15 protein-coding genes and 1 pseudogene are annotated in these 17,188 nt (G+C 72.6%); 7 read left to right on the top strand and 9 right to left on the bottom strand.

All coding sequences use genetic code 11. The annotated features are described in order from the left end of the window. Positions 1-36: 36 nt before the first annotated feature. The 3 genes from lpdA to HEP85_RS11940 all read right to left on the bottom strand — a co-directional run bounded on the left by lpdA (position 37) and on the right by HEP85_RS11940 (position 4,542). Complete coding sequence (gene lpdA, locus HEP85_RS11950) at positions 37-1,425, bottom strand: dihydrolipoyl dehydrogenase (RefSeq protein ID WP_168527772.1); 1,389 nt, start codon at positions 1,423-1,425, stop codon at positions 37-39. A gap of 290 nt (positions 1,426-1,715) precedes the next feature. Then, entirely contained in the window at positions 1,716-3,245 is a 1,530-nt protein-coding gene (locus tag HEP85_RS11945; protein WP_168527771.1) for a leucyl aminopeptidase, read from the bottom strand. A gap of 514 nt (positions 3,246-3,759) precedes the next feature. Then, on the bottom strand, positions 3,760-4,542 hold the full coding sequence (locus HEP85_RS11940) for an adenosylcobinamide-GDP ribazoletransferase (protein WP_369657691.1): 783 nt from the start codon (positions 4,540-4,542) through the stop codon (positions 3,760-3,762). Between the two features lie 74 nt (positions 4,543-4,616). Between HEP85_RS11940 and HEP85_RS11935 the strand changes: the two genes are divergently transcribed. Continuing rightward, complete coding sequence (locus HEP85_RS11935; protein ID WP_168527769.1) at positions 4,617-5,384, top strand: hypothetical protein; 768 nt, start codon at positions 4,617-4,619, stop codon at positions 5,382-5,384. On the opposite strand, the gene HEP85_RS11930 is transcribed toward HEP85_RS11935, so the two are convergent. From HEP85_RS11930 to cobT, 3 genes and pseudogenes are all read right to left on the bottom strand, one after another. Next, complete coding sequence (locus tag HEP85_RS11930; protein WP_211117922.1) at positions 5,321-6,040, bottom strand: hypothetical protein; 720 nt, start codon at positions 6,038-6,040, stop codon at positions 5,321-5,323. The two genes, HEP85_RS11935 and HEP85_RS11930, sit on opposite strands and share 64 nt — an antisense overlap. Then, positions 6,037-7,833, bottom strand: coding sequence for a phosphatidylglycerol lysyltransferase domain-containing protein (locus tag HEP85_RS11925; RefSeq protein WP_168527768.1), 1,797 nt, complete (start codon positions 7,831-7,833; stop codon positions 6,037-6,039). The genes HEP85_RS11930 and HEP85_RS11925 overlap by 4 nt, the downstream gene beginning before the upstream one ends. A gap of 262 nt (positions 7,834-8,095) precedes the next feature. Beyond that, positions 8,096-9,202, bottom strand: a pseudogene (gene cobT, locus HEP85_RS11920) (nicotinate-nucleotide--dimethylbenzimidazole phosphoribosyltransferase). Between the two features lie 79 nt (positions 9,203-9,281). Between cobT and HEP85_RS11915 the strand changes: the two are divergent. Then, on the top strand, positions 9,282-10,403 hold the full coding sequence (locus tag HEP85_RS11915; protein WP_369657690.1) for a class I SAM-dependent methyltransferase: 1,122 nt from the start codon (positions 9,282-9,284) through the stop codon (positions 10,401-10,403). Between the two features lie 18 nt (positions 10,404-10,421). Here the strand turns inward: HEP85_RS11915 and HEP85_RS11910 are convergent, their stop codons facing one another. Beyond that, positions 10,422-11,621 carry a bifunctional adenosylcobinamide kinase/adenosylcobinamide-phosphate guanylyltransferase gene (locus tag HEP85_RS11910; protein WP_329526178.1) on the bottom strand — a complete coding sequence of 400 codons (1,200 nt, stop codon included), beginning with the start codon at positions 11,619-11,621 and terminating at the stop codon, positions 10,422-10,424. Between the two features lie 113 nt (positions 11,622-11,734). Here HEP85_RS11910 and HEP85_RS11905 point away from each other — a divergent pair, with 113 nt between their 5' ends. After that, positions 11,735-11,947: a hypothetical protein gene (locus HEP85_RS11905; protein ID WP_168527766.1), complete on the top strand. Its 213-nt coding sequence runs from the start codon at positions 11,735-11,737 to the stop codon at positions 11,945-11,947. Between the two features lie 55 nt (positions 11,948-12,002). Here the strand turns inward: HEP85_RS11905 and HEP85_RS11900 are convergent, their stop codons facing one another. Together HEP85_RS11900 and HEP85_RS11895 are read right to left on the bottom strand one after the other, a co-directional pair. Continuing rightward, a complete protein-coding gene (locus HEP85_RS11900) occupies positions 12,003-12,704 on the bottom strand; it encodes a bifunctional 2-polyprenyl-6-hydroxyphenol methylase/3-demethylubiquinol 3-O-methyltransferase UbiG (RefSeq protein WP_168527765.1) in 702 nt (233 codons plus the stop codon). 83 nt (positions 12,705-12,787) lie between these two features. Continuing rightward, positions 12,788-13,414 carry a DUF3043 domain-containing protein gene (locus HEP85_RS11895; protein WP_168527764.1) on the bottom strand — a complete coding sequence of 209 codons (627 nt, stop codon included), beginning with the start codon at positions 13,412-13,414 and terminating at the stop codon, positions 12,788-12,790. 269 nt (positions 13,415-13,683) lie between these two features. Between HEP85_RS11895 and HEP85_RS11890 the strand changes: the two genes are divergently transcribed. The 4 genes from HEP85_RS11890 (at position 13,684) to HEP85_RS11875 (ending at position 16,937) form a co-directional block, all read left to right on the top strand. Continuing rightward, positions 13,684-14,475, top strand: a complete 792-nt coding sequence (locus tag HEP85_RS11890) for a PspA/IM30 family protein (RefSeq protein ID WP_168527763.1) — start codon at positions 13,684-13,686, stop codon at positions 14,473-14,475. Between the two features lie 55 nt (positions 14,476-14,530). Further along, positions 14,531-14,809, top strand: a complete 279-nt coding sequence (locus HEP85_RS11885) for a hypothetical protein (protein ID WP_168527762.1) — start codon at positions 14,531-14,533, stop codon at positions 14,807-14,809. A gap of 227 nt (positions 14,810-15,036) precedes the next feature. Then, positions 15,037-16,257, top strand: a complete 1,221-nt coding sequence (locus tag HEP85_RS11880) for a sensor histidine kinase (protein ID WP_211117921.1) — start codon at positions 15,037-15,039, stop codon at positions 16,255-16,257. Next, entirely contained in the window at positions 16,254-16,937 is a 684-nt protein-coding gene (locus HEP85_RS11875; protein ID WP_168527760.1) for a response regulator transcription factor, read from the top strand. Before HEP85_RS11880 ends, HEP85_RS11875 begins: the two co-directional genes overlap by 4 nt. The last annotated feature ends 251 nt before the right edge of the window (positions 16,938-17,188 follow it).

Genomic DNA, 17,188 nt, shown 5'->3' with positions numbered 1-17,188 from the left:
AGGGCGACGCGGTGACTGAGTACAGCCGGGGCGGTATCAGTCGTGCGAGTGCAGCGGCTTGCCCGCGAGGGCCAGGTGGGCTTCGCCGAGCGCCTCGTTCTGCGTCGGGTGGGCGTGGATGAGCTGGGCGACCTCGGCGGGCAGCGCTTCCCAGTTGTAGATCAGCTGGGCCTCGCCGACCTGCTCGCCCATGCGGTCGCCGACCATGTGGACGCCGACCACGGCACCGTCCTTGACCTGGACGAGCTTGATCTCGCCCGCGGTCTTGAGGATCTTGCTCTTGCCGTTGCCGGCGAGGTTGTACTTCAGGGCGACGACCTTGTCCGCGCCGTAGATCTCCTTGGCCTTGGCCTCGGTGATGCCCACGGAGGCGACCTCGGGGTGGCAGTACGTCACCCGCGGCACGCCGTCGTAGTCGATCGGGACGGTCTTGAGACCGGCCAGCCGCTCCGCGACCAGGATGCCCTCGGCGAAGCCGACGTGGGCGAGCTGGAGCGTCGGGACCAGGTCGCCGACGGCGGAGATGGTGGGCACGTTCGTGCGCATGTACTCGTCGACCAGGACGTAGCCGCGGTCCATGGCGACGCCCTGCTCCTCGTAGCCGAGACCGGCCGAGACCGGGCCGCGGCCGACGGCGACGAGCAGGACCTCGGCCTCGAACTCCTTGCCGTCGGCGAGGGTGACCTTGACACCGTTCTGGGTGTACTCGGCCTTCGAGAAGAAGGTGCCCAGGTTGAACTTGATGCCGCGCTTGCGGAACGCGCGCTCAAGAAGCTTGGAGGAGTTCTCGTCCTCGAGAGGGGCGAGGTGCTTGAGTCCCTCGATGATCGTGATGTCCGTACCGAAGGACTTCCACGCGGAGGCGAACTCGACGCCGATGACGCCGCCGCCGAGCACGATCGCGGACTGCGGGACGCGGTCCAGGACCAGCGCGTGGTCGGACGAGATGATGCGGTTGCCGTCGATCTCCAGGCCCGGCAGCGACTTCGGCACGGAGCCGGTCGCCAGCAGGACGTGGCGGCCCTGGACACGCTGGCCGTTGACGTCGACGGAGGTGGGGGAGGACAGACGGCCCTCTCCCTCGATGTACGTCACCTTGCGGGACGCGATGAGTCCCTGCAGGCCCTTGTACAGACCCGTGATGACCTCGTCCTTGTACTTGTGGACGGCCGGGACGTCGATGCCCTCGAAGGTGGCCTTCACACCGAACTGCTCGCTCTCGCGGGCCTGGTCGGCGATCTCGCCCGCGTGCAGCAGGGCCTTGGTGGGGATGCACCCCCGGTGCAGGCAGGTACCGCCGACCTTGTCCTTCTCGATCAGGGCGACGTCCAGGCCCAGCTGCGCTCCGCGCAGGGCCGCGGCGTAACCACCGCTACCACCGCCGAGGATCACTAGGTCGAAAACGGTGCTGGCGTCGTTCGCCACGTCACGTCCTCCATGCATGTGCGCCACGCCGGTCTCCAGTGACCGGTCGGCGGCTGGTGTCCGGCCGCTCTTCTTCGGCCCTGTGGTTCGGGCCCTGTCCTGCCGAGAACCCATCTTCGCACTTGTCGGAGGCGTTCGAGACGCCGGGCCGGTGTGTGAGACGTCGCACTGTCCGGTTTCCTGCGGACAAAACGGCCCCGGGCGACACGTCGCCCGGGGCCGTGGAGTTCCCGGCAGGGGCGCGGGGCCCTGCGCGAGCGGCCACGGATCACCCGTGGCCGCGGAGCGGACTAACCGAGGTCGCCCGCCGCGGTCAGCTCGGCGAGACGCACCAGCGTCCGCACCGCCGACCCCGTACCACCCTTCGGCGTGTAGCCGAACGGTCCCGACTCGTTGAACGCGGGCCCGGCGATGTCCAGGTGCGCCCACGTGATGCCCTCGCCCACGAACTCCTTCAGGAACAGACCGGCGACCAGGCCGCCGCCCATCCGCTCGCCCATGTTCGCGATGTCCGCGGTGGGGGAGTCCATGCCCTTGCGCAGGTGCTCCGGCAGCGGCATCGGCCAGGACTCCTCGCCGACCTCCTCGGCGGCCTCCACGATCGAGGCACGGAACGCGTCGTCGTTGGCCATGACACCGAAGGTGCGGTTGCCGAGGGCCAGCACCATCGCGCCGGTCAGCGTCGCCACGTCGATGATCGCGTCGGGCTTCTCCTCGGAGGCCTTCCACAGCGCGTCGGCGAGGACGAGGCGGCCCTCGGCGTCCGTGTTGAGGACCTCGACGGTCTTGCCGCTGTACATGCGCAGCACGTCACCGGGGCGGGTGGCGGAACCGGACGGCATGTTCTCGGCGAGCGCCAGCCAGCCGGTGACGTTGACCTGCAGGCCGAGACGCGCGGCGGCGACCACGGCGGCGAAGACCGCCGCCGCGCCGCTCATGTCGCACTTCATCGTCTCGTTGTGCCCGGCGGGCTTGAGGGAGATGCCGCCCGAGTCGTAGGTGATGCCCTTGCCGACGAAGGCGAGGTGCTTGGCCGCCTTGGGGCTGGTGTACGAGAGCTTCACCAGGCGCGGAGCGGCGGCCGAGCCCGCGCCGACGCCCAGGATGCCGCCGTAGCCGCCCTTTTCGAGGGCCTTCTCGTCGAGCACCTGCACCTTGATGCCGTGCTCCTTGCCGGCGGCGGTGGCGACGGCGGCGAAGGCCTCGGGGGTGAGGTCGTTCGGCGGGGTGTTGATGAGGTCGCGGGCGCGGTTCAGCTCCTCGGTCACGGCCGTGGCGCGCGCGAGCGCCGCCTTGTGCGCCGCGTCACGGGGCTTGCCGCCGAGCAGCGCGACCTCGACGAGCGGGGCCTTGCCGTTCTTGGCGGCGCTGCCGGACCTGCCGGTCTCCTTGTACGCGTCGAAGGCGTACGCGCCGAGCGCCGCGCCCTCCGCGAGGGCGCCCACGTCGGCGGCGTCCGTGATCGGCAGGGCGAGGACGGCCTTCTTGGCACCGGCGAGAGCACGGGCGGCGACACCGGCGGCGCGGCGCAGCACCTCGGCGCCGAACGCCTCGTCCTTGTCCGGGACCGCTCCCAGGCCGACGGCCACGACGACGGGCGCCTTGAAGCCGGACGGCGCGGGCAGCTTCGTCACCTCGCCCTCGCCGCCGGACGCGCCGAGGGTCTCCAGGATGCCGGCGAGCGCGCCGTCATACCCCTTGTCCACGGCCTCGGCGCCCGGTGCGAGGACCGGGCCCTTGGCGCCCTTGGCTACACCGACGACGATCGCGTCGGCCCGCAGGCCGGACGCTGCGGCGGTGCTGAGAGTCAGAGCAGTCACGGTGGTGAATTCTCGCTTCCATTGAGTTTCAGTGGCCGATCTGGGTGGGTCGACCGGGCCCGGCATCGATCCTTGCTCTGGCAGCGGAGGGGTGCCTGCGGTGGGGCCGGGAGGGCAATCGACAAGAGCCTACGCGGGGGAGACCGCCCCTGCGTCGTGGGGTGTTCACCCTTCCGTGGCGCGGGGGCCGTCCGCCGCTCCTGCGCGCCGGAGATCCGGTGCGCAGGTGGAGGCTTTCGGCCCATGCGTCGCATGCGGCTCCACACTAACTTCACCGGTCGTCCACCCGATGCCGACGGGTACGCCGGGTCCGGCCGGGCCCCGCGGACCGACGACGGCCGCGCGCGCCGTGGAGCCCGCCCGGACAAACGCGCCCCCTCCATCCTGTTCGCCCCCCCACGAGCGGCACAGGGGAGTGGTGGGGGCCGACCCGTCGGTCAAACCCCCCGGCGCACCGGGGACTTCGGCCTCGTGGTCGGCGGAGGCCTGCCGGGAGCGGCCTCGTGACCGCCGGTCAGCCGAGGCAGAACACGACCAGGGCCGTGGTCGCCGCCGTCTCGGCGAGGCCGCCGAAGACGTCGCCCGTGACACCGCCGAAGCGGCGCGTGCAGTGGCGCAGCAGAAGTTCGGCCGCCGCGCAGGCGGCCGCGACCGCCACCGCGGCGCGGACCAGGTCGTACGTCCCCAGCAGGGCGCCCGCGCCGGCCGCCGCGGCGACGACCGCGAGTGCCACCAGCAGGGCGCCGCGCACCGGCACCGTGCCCGCGACCGCCGCGCCCAGTCCCTCGGGGCGGGCCGGGGGCACCCCGGTGCGCGCGGCCAGGGTGAGGGCGAGCCGGGCCGCGGTCGCCGAGACGACGGCCGCGAGCACGCCCCGCGCCCACGAGGACTCGTAGGCCTGGTGGAGCGCGGCCACCTGGGCGAGCAGGACGAAGAGCAGCGTGACCACGCCGAACGGCCCGATGTCGGACTGCTTCATGATGCGCAGCGCGTCCTGCGCGGGTTTGCCGCTGCCGAGGCCGTCCGCCGTGTCGGCGAGCCCGTCGAGGTGGAGACCGCGGGTGAGCGCCGCGGGTACGGCGGCGGTGGCGACGGCGGCGAGCAGCGGGCCCCCGCCCAGCGCGAGCAGCGCCACGCCCACCAGGGCCGCGCCCGCCCCGACGACCAGTCCGGCCATGGGGGCGCAGAGCATTCCGGCGCGCGCTGCCTCGCGGTCCCAGCGGGTCACCTCGACGGGGAGCACGGTCAGGGTGCCGAAGGCGAAGCGCAGGCCGTGGGAGACAGGGGTCGGGGACACCGGCGCAGGTTACCCGGGAGGGCGGCGGGCGGGTGCGGCGGCCGGGGGCAAAGGGCATGGATAAAGTGCCCGATATGGGTCATTGGCTGCACCGGAACATCATCGAGCCGGGAAAACTGCCGCTGTTGCTGGCGCTCGGCTCCTTCGTGCTGACCTTTGTGATCACCCGTGTCATCGTCCGGCTCATCCGTGCGGGCAAGGGGCCGTTCGGCAACGTGAAGGCGGGCGGACTGCACATCCACCACGTGGTCCCGGGTGTCGTCCTGACCGTGGTCGGCGGCTTCGGCGCGGTGGCGAGCGTCCGGCCGGGTTTCGGTGCCTCCGCGTTCGCCGTGGTGTTCGGGATGGGCGCGGGGCTCGTGCTGGACGAGTTCGCGCTGATCCTGCACCTGGACGACGTGTACTGGACGGAGGAGGGCCGCAAGAGCGTCGAGGTCGTGCTGATCACGGCGGCCCTGGTCGGGCTCGTGCTCGGCGGATTCCTGCCGTTCGGCGTCAACGACCTGAGCCAGCAGGAGGTGCAGGACCGTGGCGGTGTCATCGTCAGCGTGGCCGTGAACTTCCTCTTCGCCCTGCTGGCCCTCGGCAAGGGGAAGGCCCGGATGGCGATCTTCGGCGTGATCGTCCCGTTCCTCGCCCTGATCGGCGCGGTCCGGCTGGCCCGGCCGTCCTCGCCGTGGGCCAGGCGCTTCTACCGCGCACGGCCGCGTGCCCGGGCCAGGTCGATGCTGCGCGCCTACCACCACGACCGTCGCTGGGCGGGCCCGCGTCGCAGACTTCAGGACCTGATCGGCGGGAAACCGGATCCGTTGCCCGCCCGGCTGCCGCCCGGGCGCCGGTGACGCCGCCTGCGTCGGCGGCGCAGCGCGGAGATCCCGCAGAGCACGAGGGCCGCGGCGAGCGCGGCGATGTGCTCCCGGCCCGCGAGGTTCCCCTTGACCGTCACCTCGACGGCCATGGACGCGATCACCACCGCCGCCGTCCAGTACGCGCGATAGCGCCAGGCCACGAAGACGGCGAGACCGACCACCGCCGCGGAGGGTCCGGTGTCCACGACCCGCGCGTCCGTCGCGGGCAGTCCCAGCGGGTGGTCCGGGCCGAGCATGACCGCGATACGCGCGTAGAGCGTGCCGGCCAGAGTGGCGGCGTACGCGATGACCAGCATCCGCCACCAGCCCAGGCAGATCTCGGCGATGCCGAACACCACGAGGATCTGGATCAGCGCACCCCATACCGGAAGGTCCAGGGCCGGTACGAAGAGTGAGAGCGGGGTGCGCAGCAGAGCGAGTCCGAGTGCTTCGTCGGCCTGTACGGAGCCGATGTCCTGGACGAACCGGTAGCCCCAGGGCTGGTTCTGCGCGAACTGCAGGAGAGCCGTCAGGAGAACGGCTCCCAGGGTCACGGGGACGGCTCGCAGGCGCCTTGCCTCCAGGTCCCCGCGCACGGTGAGGAACAGCGGTCCCCATTCCGCGCGGGCCAGGCGGGCGAGTGTGTTCATCTATGCGACTCGAGGTGCTTGCGGTGCAGCCACTTCGGCAGTCCCGGAGCCTCCAGGAACCCTTCCGCGCGGGCGGACGCGACACCGATGCGCAGCAGGTCCGCGCTCTTCTCGAAGAGCAGGAACCGGGGTTCCCAGATCGGCCGGTACTTGGCGTTGGCGCGGTAGAGCGACTCGATCTGCCACCAGCGCGAGAAGAAACTGAGCAGGGAGCGCCACAGCCGCAGCACCGGGCCCGCGCCCAGCCGCGCGCCACGCTCGAAGACGGAACGGAACATGGCGAAGTTGAGCGAGACCTGGGTGATCCCGATGTCCCGGGCGCGGCGCAGGAGTTCGATCACCATGAACTCCATCAGCCCGTTCTCGGAGTCGCGGTCGCGCCGCATGAGGTCGAGGGAGAGCCCGCGCGGACCCCAGGGGACGAAGGACAGCAGCGCCCTCAACTCGCCTTCCCCATCCGTGCATTCGAGCATCACGCACTGCCCGTCGTCGGGGTCGCCGAGCCGTCCCAGGGCCATGCTGAACCCGCGCTCGGTGGCCCCGTCGCGCCAGTCGTCGGCACGCTCCAGGAGGTACGCCATCTCGTCCGCCGGGATGTCGTCATGGCGGCGGATGCGCACCCGGTACCCGGCTCGCTTCACCCGGTTGTAGGCCTGCCGGACGGTACGCATGGCCCGTCCTTCGAGCGTGAACTCGGCGGTCTCCACGATGGCTTCGTCGCCCAGCTCCAGGGCGTCGAGGCCGTGCCGGGAGTAGATGGTCCCGGCCTCCTCGCTCGCGCCCATCACCGCCGGGATCCAGCCGTGCGCGCGGGCCTCGGCGAGCCAGGGCTCGATGGCGCCGGGCCACGCCTCGGGATCGCCCAGGGGGTCGCCGGAGGCGAGCGAGACCCCGCCGACGACCCGGTAGGCCACCGCGGCCTTGCCGGTCGGCGACCAGACCACGCTCTTCTCCCGGCGCAGCGCGAAGTAACCGAGCGAGTCCCGGTCGCCGTTCTTGTCGAGCAGGACCCGCAGCCGCTTCTCGTCGTCCTCGGTGAGCGGGTCGACGGCGCGGCGGGACCGGAAGGCCGCGTAGAAGACGGCGAGGACCAGCAGGGTGCTGAGCACGTTGATGGCGACGTTGACCCAGTTGGCGATCTCCAGCCCGTGGAAGCGGGAGTCGTTGGCGGCGACCGAGACCAGCCGCAGGGTGCCGTAGCGCCAGCGTTCCGGGAACGTGGAACGGGACGCGTCGTGCGCGCTGTTGGTGACCGTCACCAGCAGCGCGGCGAGCAGTGAGCAGACGAGCAGACCGCCGGTGGCGACGGCGGCGGCGAGCTTCGGGTTCGAACGGTCACCCTTCGCGTAGAACTCGCGGCGGCCCACGACGAGCGACGCGACGAACGCCGCGGTCAGTGCGAGCGAGATCCAGTTCTGGGCGTACCGACGGATCTCCGGGAACGCCATCGCGACGGCGAACAGCAGCAGGAAGAGCCCGCCGAGGACGAAGTTCAGGATCCATGCGGCCCGCTTGCGCCGGCGCATGGTGATGGCGAGGAACATCGTGAACACGCCCGAGGCGAATCCCGCCGTCAGCAGGTACGGGGTGAAGAGGTTCTCGGTGTTGTGGCGCCGCACGTCCTGGCCGAGCGTCAGCCACGCGGCGCTCAGGAAGTTGATGAACGTGACCGCACGCAGGTACCAGACGGTGAAACCGGCGGCTCTGCGTGAGGCCCCGGTGGACCCGCGGTCCCCTTCGCCCTGACGGGCCGGGGGCCGCTCCTGCGCGACGGCAATTCGGGCATCTCCCATAATGCGCGATGATATGGGGCGGTGTGCTCCGCGCGGGGGAAGGGCGGTACGGGGGCTGTTGCGGGGTGGGTTCGTGGGGGACGGGGCGGCCGGGCGCAATCGCCCACCGGCAGCGCCCCTTCAGGGGCGCGGGGAACCGCGCGAGCATCCCGCACCGGCCGTCAGCCGACCGACCGCGCCCCACGGCACATCCCCGCAGGGTGCCCGCACCCCTCAGGGGCGACGACCGGTGGAGGCCGGGGGTTGTGCGGCCCCCGGCGGGTCACTCCTCGCCGGAGGGTACGGGCTCGGGCTCGGGGGCGCGTTCGGGGTCGGCCTCGGGGGTGGGCTCGGGCGTCAGGAAGCTCCGCGGCGAGTGCGGCCGCGGACTGGACGAGGGCAGGGCCAGCAGCGCTCCCGCGCCCTCGCCGACCGTGACCCCGTGGTCGAGCAGCGGTTCGAGCGCCATCCGGTCCAGCGCCTTCGCCTGGGCTTCGCCGCTGTTCTGCCCGGCCAGCCACCAGTCCGGCGCCCGGAAGGCGACCCGCTGCCCGACGAGGGCGCACGCGGCGGAGACCACCCCGTCGAGCACGACGGGCATCTTGCGCACCGCGCTCTGCAGCAGGAACCCGGTCATCGCGGCGAGATCCGCCCCGCCGACCACCGCGAGCAGCTGCAGCTGATCCCCGAGCACGGGCCGCGCCCGCCGCAGCGCGTCCCGCACGGCGGCGCACTTGCGCATCCACGCGAGGTCGTCGATGGCCCGCCCGCCCCGCCCGGTGACGACGGACGCGTCGGTCCCGCACAGCGCCGCGACCAGCACGGCCGCAGCGGTGGTCCCGCCGACGCTCACGTCACCGAGCACCACCAGGTCCGTACCCGAGTCCGCCTCCTCGTCCGCGACGGCGACACCCGCCAGGAACGCGGCCTCGGCCTCCTCCGCGGTCAGCGCGTCCTCGACGTCGATGCGTCCCGAACCGCGCCGCACCCGGTGCCGTACGACCTCGGCGGGCAGCTCCGCGGGGTCGCAGTCCAGCGCCATGTCGACCACGCGGACGGGGACACCCAGCCGGCGCGCCAGCACCGCCGCCGGGCTCGCGCCCTCCAGGACCGCCCGCACCAACTGGTCGGCGGTGCCCGCGGGCCGCGCGGACACACCGAGTCCGGCGATCCCGTGGTCGCCCGCGAACAGCACCACACGCGGACGCTCGATCGGCCGCACGGGCACCGCGCCCTGCGCCGCCGCCAGCCACTCACCCAGGTCGTCGAGGCGGCCCAGGGCCCCGGGCGGCACGGTCTGGCGCTCCCGGCGCGCCTCGGCGTCGCGGCGCACCCCTCCGTCGGGGCGCTCGATCAGATCGGTGAAGTCGTCGAGATTAAGCGAGCTCATTCGCCGAACAGTACCGGCACCGATCGAACACGTCCGCGCCACGTCGTTGCGCCCCGGAACGCCATCCGATACGTACCGTTTGTGTCGGATTGTCGTATGCCCGGTCCGTCGCCCCGCCGCCCCTCCCAGGAGCGCCCATGCCCCCACGCCGCCCCCGACCGACGACCACCGCGCCGCCTACGCGGCCGAACTCGCCCGGGGCACCGACCGGTTCCACGAGCCGCGCCGGGAGGACTGCCCCTGGTGCGGTTCGCGCCGGCTGCGCACCCGGCTGCGTACGCCGGACCTCGTCCAGCGCAAGCCCGGCACGTTCGTCGTCGACGAGTGCGGGGACTGCGCCCACGCCTTCCAGAACCCCCGGCTCACGGCGGAGGGCCTGGCCTTCTACCACCGGGACTTCCACGAGACGCTCGACAGCCTCACCGACCGGCTGCTCGGCGCCCGCGGCAGCAGCGGCCGGCACCGCGCCGCCGCCCGCGCGCTGCTGCCGTACGCCGAACCGGAGAGCTGGCTCGACGTCGGCACCGGGCACGGCTACTTCCCGGCCGCCGCCAAGGAGGTCCACCCGTACACCTCCTTCGACGGACTCGACCCCACCCGCCGCGTCGACAAGGCGAAGGCGGCCGGGCGGGTCGAGGAGGCCCATCGCGGCCGGCTCGGCGATCCCCGGATCACCGGCCGGCTGCGCGCCCGCTACGACGTCGTCAGCATGTTCCACCATCTGGAGCACACCCCCGACCCGCGCGAGGAACTGCGCGCCGCCCTGGTGGCCCTGCGGCCCGGCGGACACCTCCTCATCGAAGTCCCCGACCCCGACTGCGCGTTCGGCGCGCTGCTGGGCAAGTGGTGGGTGTCCTACGGCCAGCCGCGCCACCTCCACCTCATGCCGCTGCCCAACCTGCTGGCCGAACTGGAGTCGCTGGGCTGCGAGATCGTCACGACGGACCGCCGCGAACCGCACATCCCGTACGACCTCGCGGGCGCCCTCGCGCTCGCCCTCGGGCGGGTCCTGCCCGACCTCGACGCCCCCTGGCGTCCGGCGCCGCCGACCGCGTTGCGGCGCCGTCTGCACACCGTCCTGACCGGGGCGTCGGCCCCGCTGCTCGCCTCGGCCTCCGCCCTGGACCACGCCGTCGCCCCCCTCCTCCGGCGCACCCGCTTCTCGAACGCGTACCGGATCATCGCCCGCAGACGGGCATGAGCAGGGCCGGAACCGCGATCAGCCCCGCAGGACCAGCGCCTGCCCCGCCACCACCAGCAGCAGGTGCTCGCACTCCGCCCCGAACCCGGCGTTCAGACGGCCGAGTTCGTCGCGGTAGCGGCGCCCGGAGGCGGTGGCCGGGACGATGCCGGAGCCGACCTCGTTGGAGACGGCGACCAGGGTGCGGCGGGTGTCGCGGACGGCGGCGGTGAGCTCCTCGACCCGGGCGCGCAGCGCGCGTTCGCCGCCGCCGGCCCACTCCGCGTCGTCCCAGGCGTTCACGGAGTCCATCGCGTCCGTCAGCCACAGCGAGAGGCAGTCGACGAGGAGCGGCGGCCCCTCCTCCGCCAGCAGCGGCACCAGGTCGCAGGTCTCGGTGGTGCGCCAGGAGCCGGGGCGCCGCTCCCGGTGCGCGCTCACCCGGGACGCCCACTCGTCGTCCCCGCCCCGGGTGCCGCCCGTCGCCACGTACAGCACGTTCGGGAAGGACTCCAGCCGCCGTTCGGCCTCGACGGACTTGCCGGAGCGCGCGCCGCCGAGCACCAGGGTGCGCCGCGGCACGTCCGGTACGTCCTCGTAGACGCCCACGTCCAGCGTCGTCCCGTCCGGCACCGCGCGGGCGCCCGCCGCCGCGAGCCGGCGCCGCAGTTCGGGGCCCGGCGGCACATCGTGGTCGAGGTGCACCGCGATCACGTCCGTCGTGGGTCCGACGGCGCCCACCGCCCGCAGCTTCGCCAGCGCGTCCGGCCGCCCCACCACGTCGGCCGCCACCATCGCGTACGAGCCGCCGCCGTCGTCGAGCCCGGCGGGGGCCGCGCCCGGCGGCAGATAGAGCAGCCGCTGTCCGTCCGGGCCGGTCACCGCGTATCCCGTGCCCGGCGCGTCCATCGGCACCGCCCGCACCCTGTGCCCGGTCAGCAGGGTCAACTCGCTGCCGTCCGGAACCCGCACGGGCTGCGGCAGTCCCGCGGGCACCTCGACGGCGGGTCCGTCGTGCGGATGGGAGAGCAGTACCTGCCGTACGCCACCGAGCGTGTGCCCGGCGCGCGCGGCCGCGAACGCCGCGCCGGGCGTCAGGTCGAGCAGCAGCGTGCCGTCCACGAGCAGCGCGGTGGCCGCCCGCGCGTCCTCGCCGAGCGCGGTCGCGCAGGACGAGCAGGGGCAGTCGGGGCGGGGCAGGCCCTCAGGGGCGCCGGTGCCGAGCAGAGTCAGTTCCACGGGGATGATTTTTCCGTGTCCCCGCAGGTCTTGCGCGCCCGGCTAGGCTTCGGACGGGAGCCGGATCTTGTCGGGCTCCCGCTGTGCAGTGTGCTCATACCTGGGAGGCGTACATGGCGGCATGGACGTGGCGGTTCGAGAAGGCCGACGGGACAGAGGTCCAACCCGCGGTGGAGCCCGAGGAGTTCACCACGCAGGGGGACGCGGAGTCCTGGATCGGCGAGGTGTGGAAGGACCTCCTGGCGGGCGGCGCCGACCAGGTGTTCCTCTTCGAGGACAGCACGCAGATCTACGGGCCGATGAGCCTGCACGCCGAGCCCGAGTAGGCCGGTAGAGGTCGCCGGGGCCACCGGAACCGGCTCCGGCGACCCGCCCGTGTCCTCAGCCCCGTACGCCGCACAGGTGCAGCAGCGCCGCCACCTGACGGTAGGGATCGGTCCGTCCGGCCCGCTCCTCCGCGGCCAGCAGACTCTCCACGTCCTCGGGAACGGGTGTCCCGTCCGGCGCGCCGTCCGTGAAGACCCGCACGCCGTACCAGGCGTGCAACGGCGCCCCGATCCCCGCCAGCGTCGACGTCAGCGTGGCCAGCCGGTCGGCGCGGACGGCGAGTCCGAGCCGGTTGACGTACGCGTCGGATTCGAACGCGGCCAGCGCCGACGACCAGTCCCCGGCCAGCCCCGGCCGCAGGGCCAGCGCGTCGGCGTTGCGCACCAGCAGCGAGAGCAGCCCGCCCGGGGCCAGCATCCGCGCCAGCCCCGCGACCAGCGGGTCCGGCTCCTCGACGTACATCAGCACGCCGTGACAGAGCACCACGTCGAAACTGCCGGGCAGGAAGTGGACCCCCGTGTCCCGGCCGTCGCCCTCGATGAGCCGGACCCGGCCCTGGATGCCCTCGGGCTCGGCGGCCAGCGCCCGGCGGGCCACGGAGAGCATCCGGCCGTCCTGCTCCAGGCCGGTCACCTGATGCCCGGCGCGGGCCAGCCGCAGCGCCTGCGTGCCCTGGCCCATCCCGACGTCGAGCACCCGCAGCCGCTGCCCGACCGGGAACCGTCCGGCTATCTGCTCGTCGAGCTGCCGGGCCACCAGTTCCTGTCGTACGACATCACGCAGTCCGCCCAGCTTGCTCAGCCAGGCATCCGCCGCGTCTCCGGAGAAGGATGCCGCGCTCAGGGCCGCTCTCCGCGCTTGACCTGCGGCTTCGGCAGCCGGAGGCGACGCATCTGGAGAGTACGCATCAGCGCGTAGGGAACCGCGCCCTTCTTGGGGAGGTCCGGGAAGCGCGTGGTGAGCTGCTTCTTCAGACGGATCGCGATGCCGATCGAGTCGACCACGATCATCACGATCACGACCAGCCACAGCAGCAGCGCGATGTTCTGCAGCGAGCCCACCCGCACCATGCTGAGGACGAGGATGACCACGGCCATCGGCAGGAAGAACTCCGCGATGCAGAAGCGCGAGTCCACGAAGTCGCGGGCGAACTTCCTCACCTGCCCCTTGTCGCGGGCGGGCAGATAGCGCTGGTCCCCGCTGGCCAGCGCCTGGCGCTGCTTCTCCAGCTGGACACGGCGATCGTCGCGCTGGCGCTTGGCGGCCTCCTTGCGCGTCGACGGCGTCTGGGCGACGCTGCGACGCTGGGTCTGGGCCTCACTGCGCTTGGGCGTGGGGCGGCCCTTGGGGGCCTGCGGGTCACGGGTCTGCTTGGAGTCGGTCACCCGCGCCTTGTCGGCGGGGGCCTTCTCTTCCTTGGCACGGCTACGGAACACAAAACCCAAGGGTACGGGGTGCGGCGGCATGGACGTCGATCGAGTGGGGAACGATCCGGCAACGCCGTACGTCTGTAGGGGGACAGAGGGGACGTTGTTCGCGGGGGGACGTGAAAGGGACGCGGGGGGTCACCCCGGGTTCCACCTACTCCCTACGCCGGAGCGGCACCGTACGCAGTCGTCCTTGGGGATGAGCGCATCCGTCCCCGAACAGTGCGGTAATGGATGCAGGGCCCGTACTGTGGGTTCTGTTGCAGTAGCTGGAGCTGGAGTCCGTCAGAAGGGGGCGCGCGAAGCCCATGAGCGGTGTCATGAAGCGTATGGGGATGATCTTCCGCGCGAAGGCGAACAAGGCCCTTGACCGGGCCGAGGACCCGCGCGAAACCCTCGATTACTCGTACCAGAAGCAGCTGGAGCTGCTCCAGAAGGTTCGCCGTGGCGTGGCCGACGTCGCGACCTCCCGGAAGCGTCTGGAACTGCAGCTCAACCAGCTCCAGAACCAGTCCACCAAGCTGGAGGACCAGGGCCGCAAGGCGCTCGCGCTCGGCCGGGAGGACCTGGCCCGCGAGGCGCTCTCCCGCCGCGCCGCGCTCCAGCAGCAGGTGACGGACCTGGAGACGCAGCACCAGACCCTCCAGGGCGAGGAGGAGAAGCTCACCCTCGCGGCCCAGCGTCTGCAGGCCAAGGTCGACGCCTTCCGCACCAAGAAGGAGACCATCAAGGCCACGTACACCGCGGCCCAGGCGCAGACCCGCATCGGCGAGGCCTTCTCCGGCATCTCCGAGGAGATGGGCGACGTCGGGATGGCCATCCAGCGCGCCGAGGACAAGACCGCGCAGCTGCAGGCCCGCGCGGGTGCCATCGACGAGCTGCTCGCCTCCGGCGTCCTCGACGACCAGTCCGGACTCGCCAAGGACGACATCCAGAGCGAGCTGGACCGGCTCTCCGGTGGTACGGATGTGGAGCTGGAGCTGCAGCGCATGAAGGCCGAGCTGGCCGGCGGTTCCTCGCAGCAGGCGATCGAGGGCGGCACGGGAGAGGGCCAGACCCGGTCCCAGCCGCAGGACACCCCGCGCTTCGACAAGCAGTAGCACGGGCCGTAGCAGCAGCGGTGACCGACCGGGTCCCACGCCTTAGGAGGGCGACATGATCGTGCGGATCATGGGGGAGGGGCAGGTGAGGCTGGACGACGGCCACCTCACCGAGCTGAACAAGCTGGACGACGAGCTCCTCGCCGAGGTGGAGGGCGGCGACGAGGCCGGCTTCCGGCGCACCCTCGCCGCGCTTCTCGACGCGGTCCACCGTCTGGGCACTCCGCTTCCGGACGACGCGCTGGAACCCTCGGGGCTGATCCTTCCGTCGGCGGACGCCACGCTCGCGGAGGTCCGCGACCTGCTCGACGGGGATGGCCTGATCCCCGGCTGAGGGTCCCTTCGCCGGAAGGGACCGGCGTGGCTGGGATGCGGGCCGGCGCTGGATCGTTCCGGGCGGGGGCATGTCTTTCAGCCCCTCCGGCGTTTGAGGACGAGGCCGTTCAGGCCGATGCGGCGGTCTGGGGGCGGCAGCACCCAGGTACCGACTCCGGGGACGAGAAACCCCGGGCCGCACAGCACCCGTTCCGCCCCCTGCAAGGGCCCCGTACCGTGAACGAAGTGAGCACCCTAGAGCGCACGAGGTGCAGACTCCACGCGCACCCGACGGTCCTGGACGCCGCCCTGGCGACCGGCGTACTCGTGACCATGATGGCCAGCTCCTTCGTGGACCCGCACGGCGGCCACGGAGCGAGCTGGGGCGCCCGCACCCCCAGCGCCCTCAGCCTGACCCTGATGGTGCTCGGCGCGGCCGCCCTGGTGTTCCGCCGCCGTGCCCCCCTGCCCGTCCTCGCCGCCACCGGCGCGCTCTCCGTCGTGGAACTGGTCGCGAGCGACCCCCGTACCCCGGTCGTGATGTCCGCCGTCGTCGCCCTCTACACCGTCGCGTCGGCCACCGACCGCCCCACCACCTGGCGGGTCGGACTGCTCACGATGACCGTGCTCACCGCCTGCGCGATGCTCGCAGGCCCCCTGCCCTGGTACGCGCAGGAGAACCTCGGCATCTTCGCCTGGACGGGCATGGCCGCCGCCGCGGGCGACGCCGTCCGCAGCCGCCGCGCCTTCGTCCACGCCATCCGCGAACGCGCCGAACGCGCGGAACGCACCCGCGAGGAGGAGGCCAGGCGCCGCGTCGCCGAGGAACGGCTGCGCATCGCCCGCGATCTGCACGACGTCGTCGCGCACCACATCGCCCTGGTCAACGTGCAGGCCGGAGTGGCCGCGCATGTGATGGACAAGCGCCCGGACCAGGCCAAGGAGGCGCTGTCCCACGTACGGGAGGCCAGCCGCTCCGCTCTCAACGAGCTGCGCGCCACCGTCGGCCTGCTGCGCCAGTCCGGCGACCCCGAGGCCCCCACCGAGCCCGCCCCCGGCCTCGCCCGCCTCGACGAACTCGCCGACACCTTCCGCAACGCGGGACTCCCCGTCGAGGTGGCGCGCGCCGACCACGGCACCACCCTCCCCGCGGCGGTCGACCTCGCCGCCTACCGGGTCATCCAGGAAGCCCTCACCAATGTGCAGAAGCACGCGGGCTCCGAGGCGAAGGCCGAGGTCAGTGTCGTACGCGTGGGCCCGAACGTGGAGGTGACCGTCCTCGACAACGGGCCCGGACAGGACGACGGCCCGGAGGAGGGCGGCGGCCACGGGCTGCTCGGGATGCGCGAGCGGGTCGGCGCGCTCGGCGGGACCTGCTCGGCCGGTCCCCGGTACGGAGGCGGCTTCCGCGTCCATGCGATCCTTCCGGTCAAGACCCGCACGCCTGCCCTGGGGGACCCCGCATGACCATCCGCGTCCTGCTCGCCGACGACCAGGCGCTGCTGCGCAGCGCGTTCCGCGTCCTCGTCGACTCGGAGCCCGACATGGAGGTCGTGGGGGAGGCGTCCGACGGCGCCGAGGCGGTGCGGCTGGCCAGGGAGACGCGCGCCGACGTGGTGCTGATGGACATCCGGATGCCGGGGACCGACGGGCTCGCCGCCACCCGGCTGATCAGCGCGGATCCCGGGCTCGCGCAGGTACGGGTGGTCATGCTGACGACCTTCGAGGTCGACGAGTACGTGGTCCAGTCGCTGCGGGCCGGGGCCTCCGGGTTCCTCGGCAAGGGCGCCGAGCCGGACGAGCTGCTGAACGCCATCCGGATCGCGGCGGGCGGCGAGGCGCTGCTGTCCCCGGCGGCGACCAAAGGGCTGATCGCCAAGTTCCTGGCGCAGGGCGACGGCGCGGACGAGGAACGGGACCCGGGCCGCACGGAGCGGCTGAACGCGCTCACCGGGCGTGAGCGCGAGGTGCTCGTCCAGGTCGCGGGGGGCCACTCCAACGACGAGATCGCCGAGCGGCTGGAGGTCAGCCCGCTGACGGTGAAGACACACGTCAACCGGGCCATGGCGAAACTCGGCGCCCGCGACCGGGCGCAACTCGTCGTCATCGCGTACGAGTCGGGACTGGTACGTCCAAGGGTGGAGTGAACTTCACCGGGCCGTACTGCGCCCGCAGTAGGTTCCTCATAAGGAAATAGACCCAGGGGCGACGGATCACCGTCGGCCGATGGCTCATGGTGGCAGGAGAGCGCTCACCTGTGCGGCGCGGCCGCCGCCCCGGCCCGTCGGGACACGTACGCGCTCGCCCGCCACACCTCCGTCACCCCCGTCGTCACCCTGTCGTCCAAGCCGGCCACGCCACCCACCACGCACACTCACTCACGCCACGGAAAAGAGAC

This window comes from Streptomyces sp. RPA4-2 (genome assembly GCF_012273515.2).
Classification (GTDB): Bacteria; Actinomycetota; Actinomycetes; order Streptomycetales; family Streptomycetaceae; genus Streptomyces; species Streptomyces kaempferi.
Note: the sequence above shows the minus strand (reverse complement) of the source record. Positions and strands in the feature narration are given on the sequence as shown.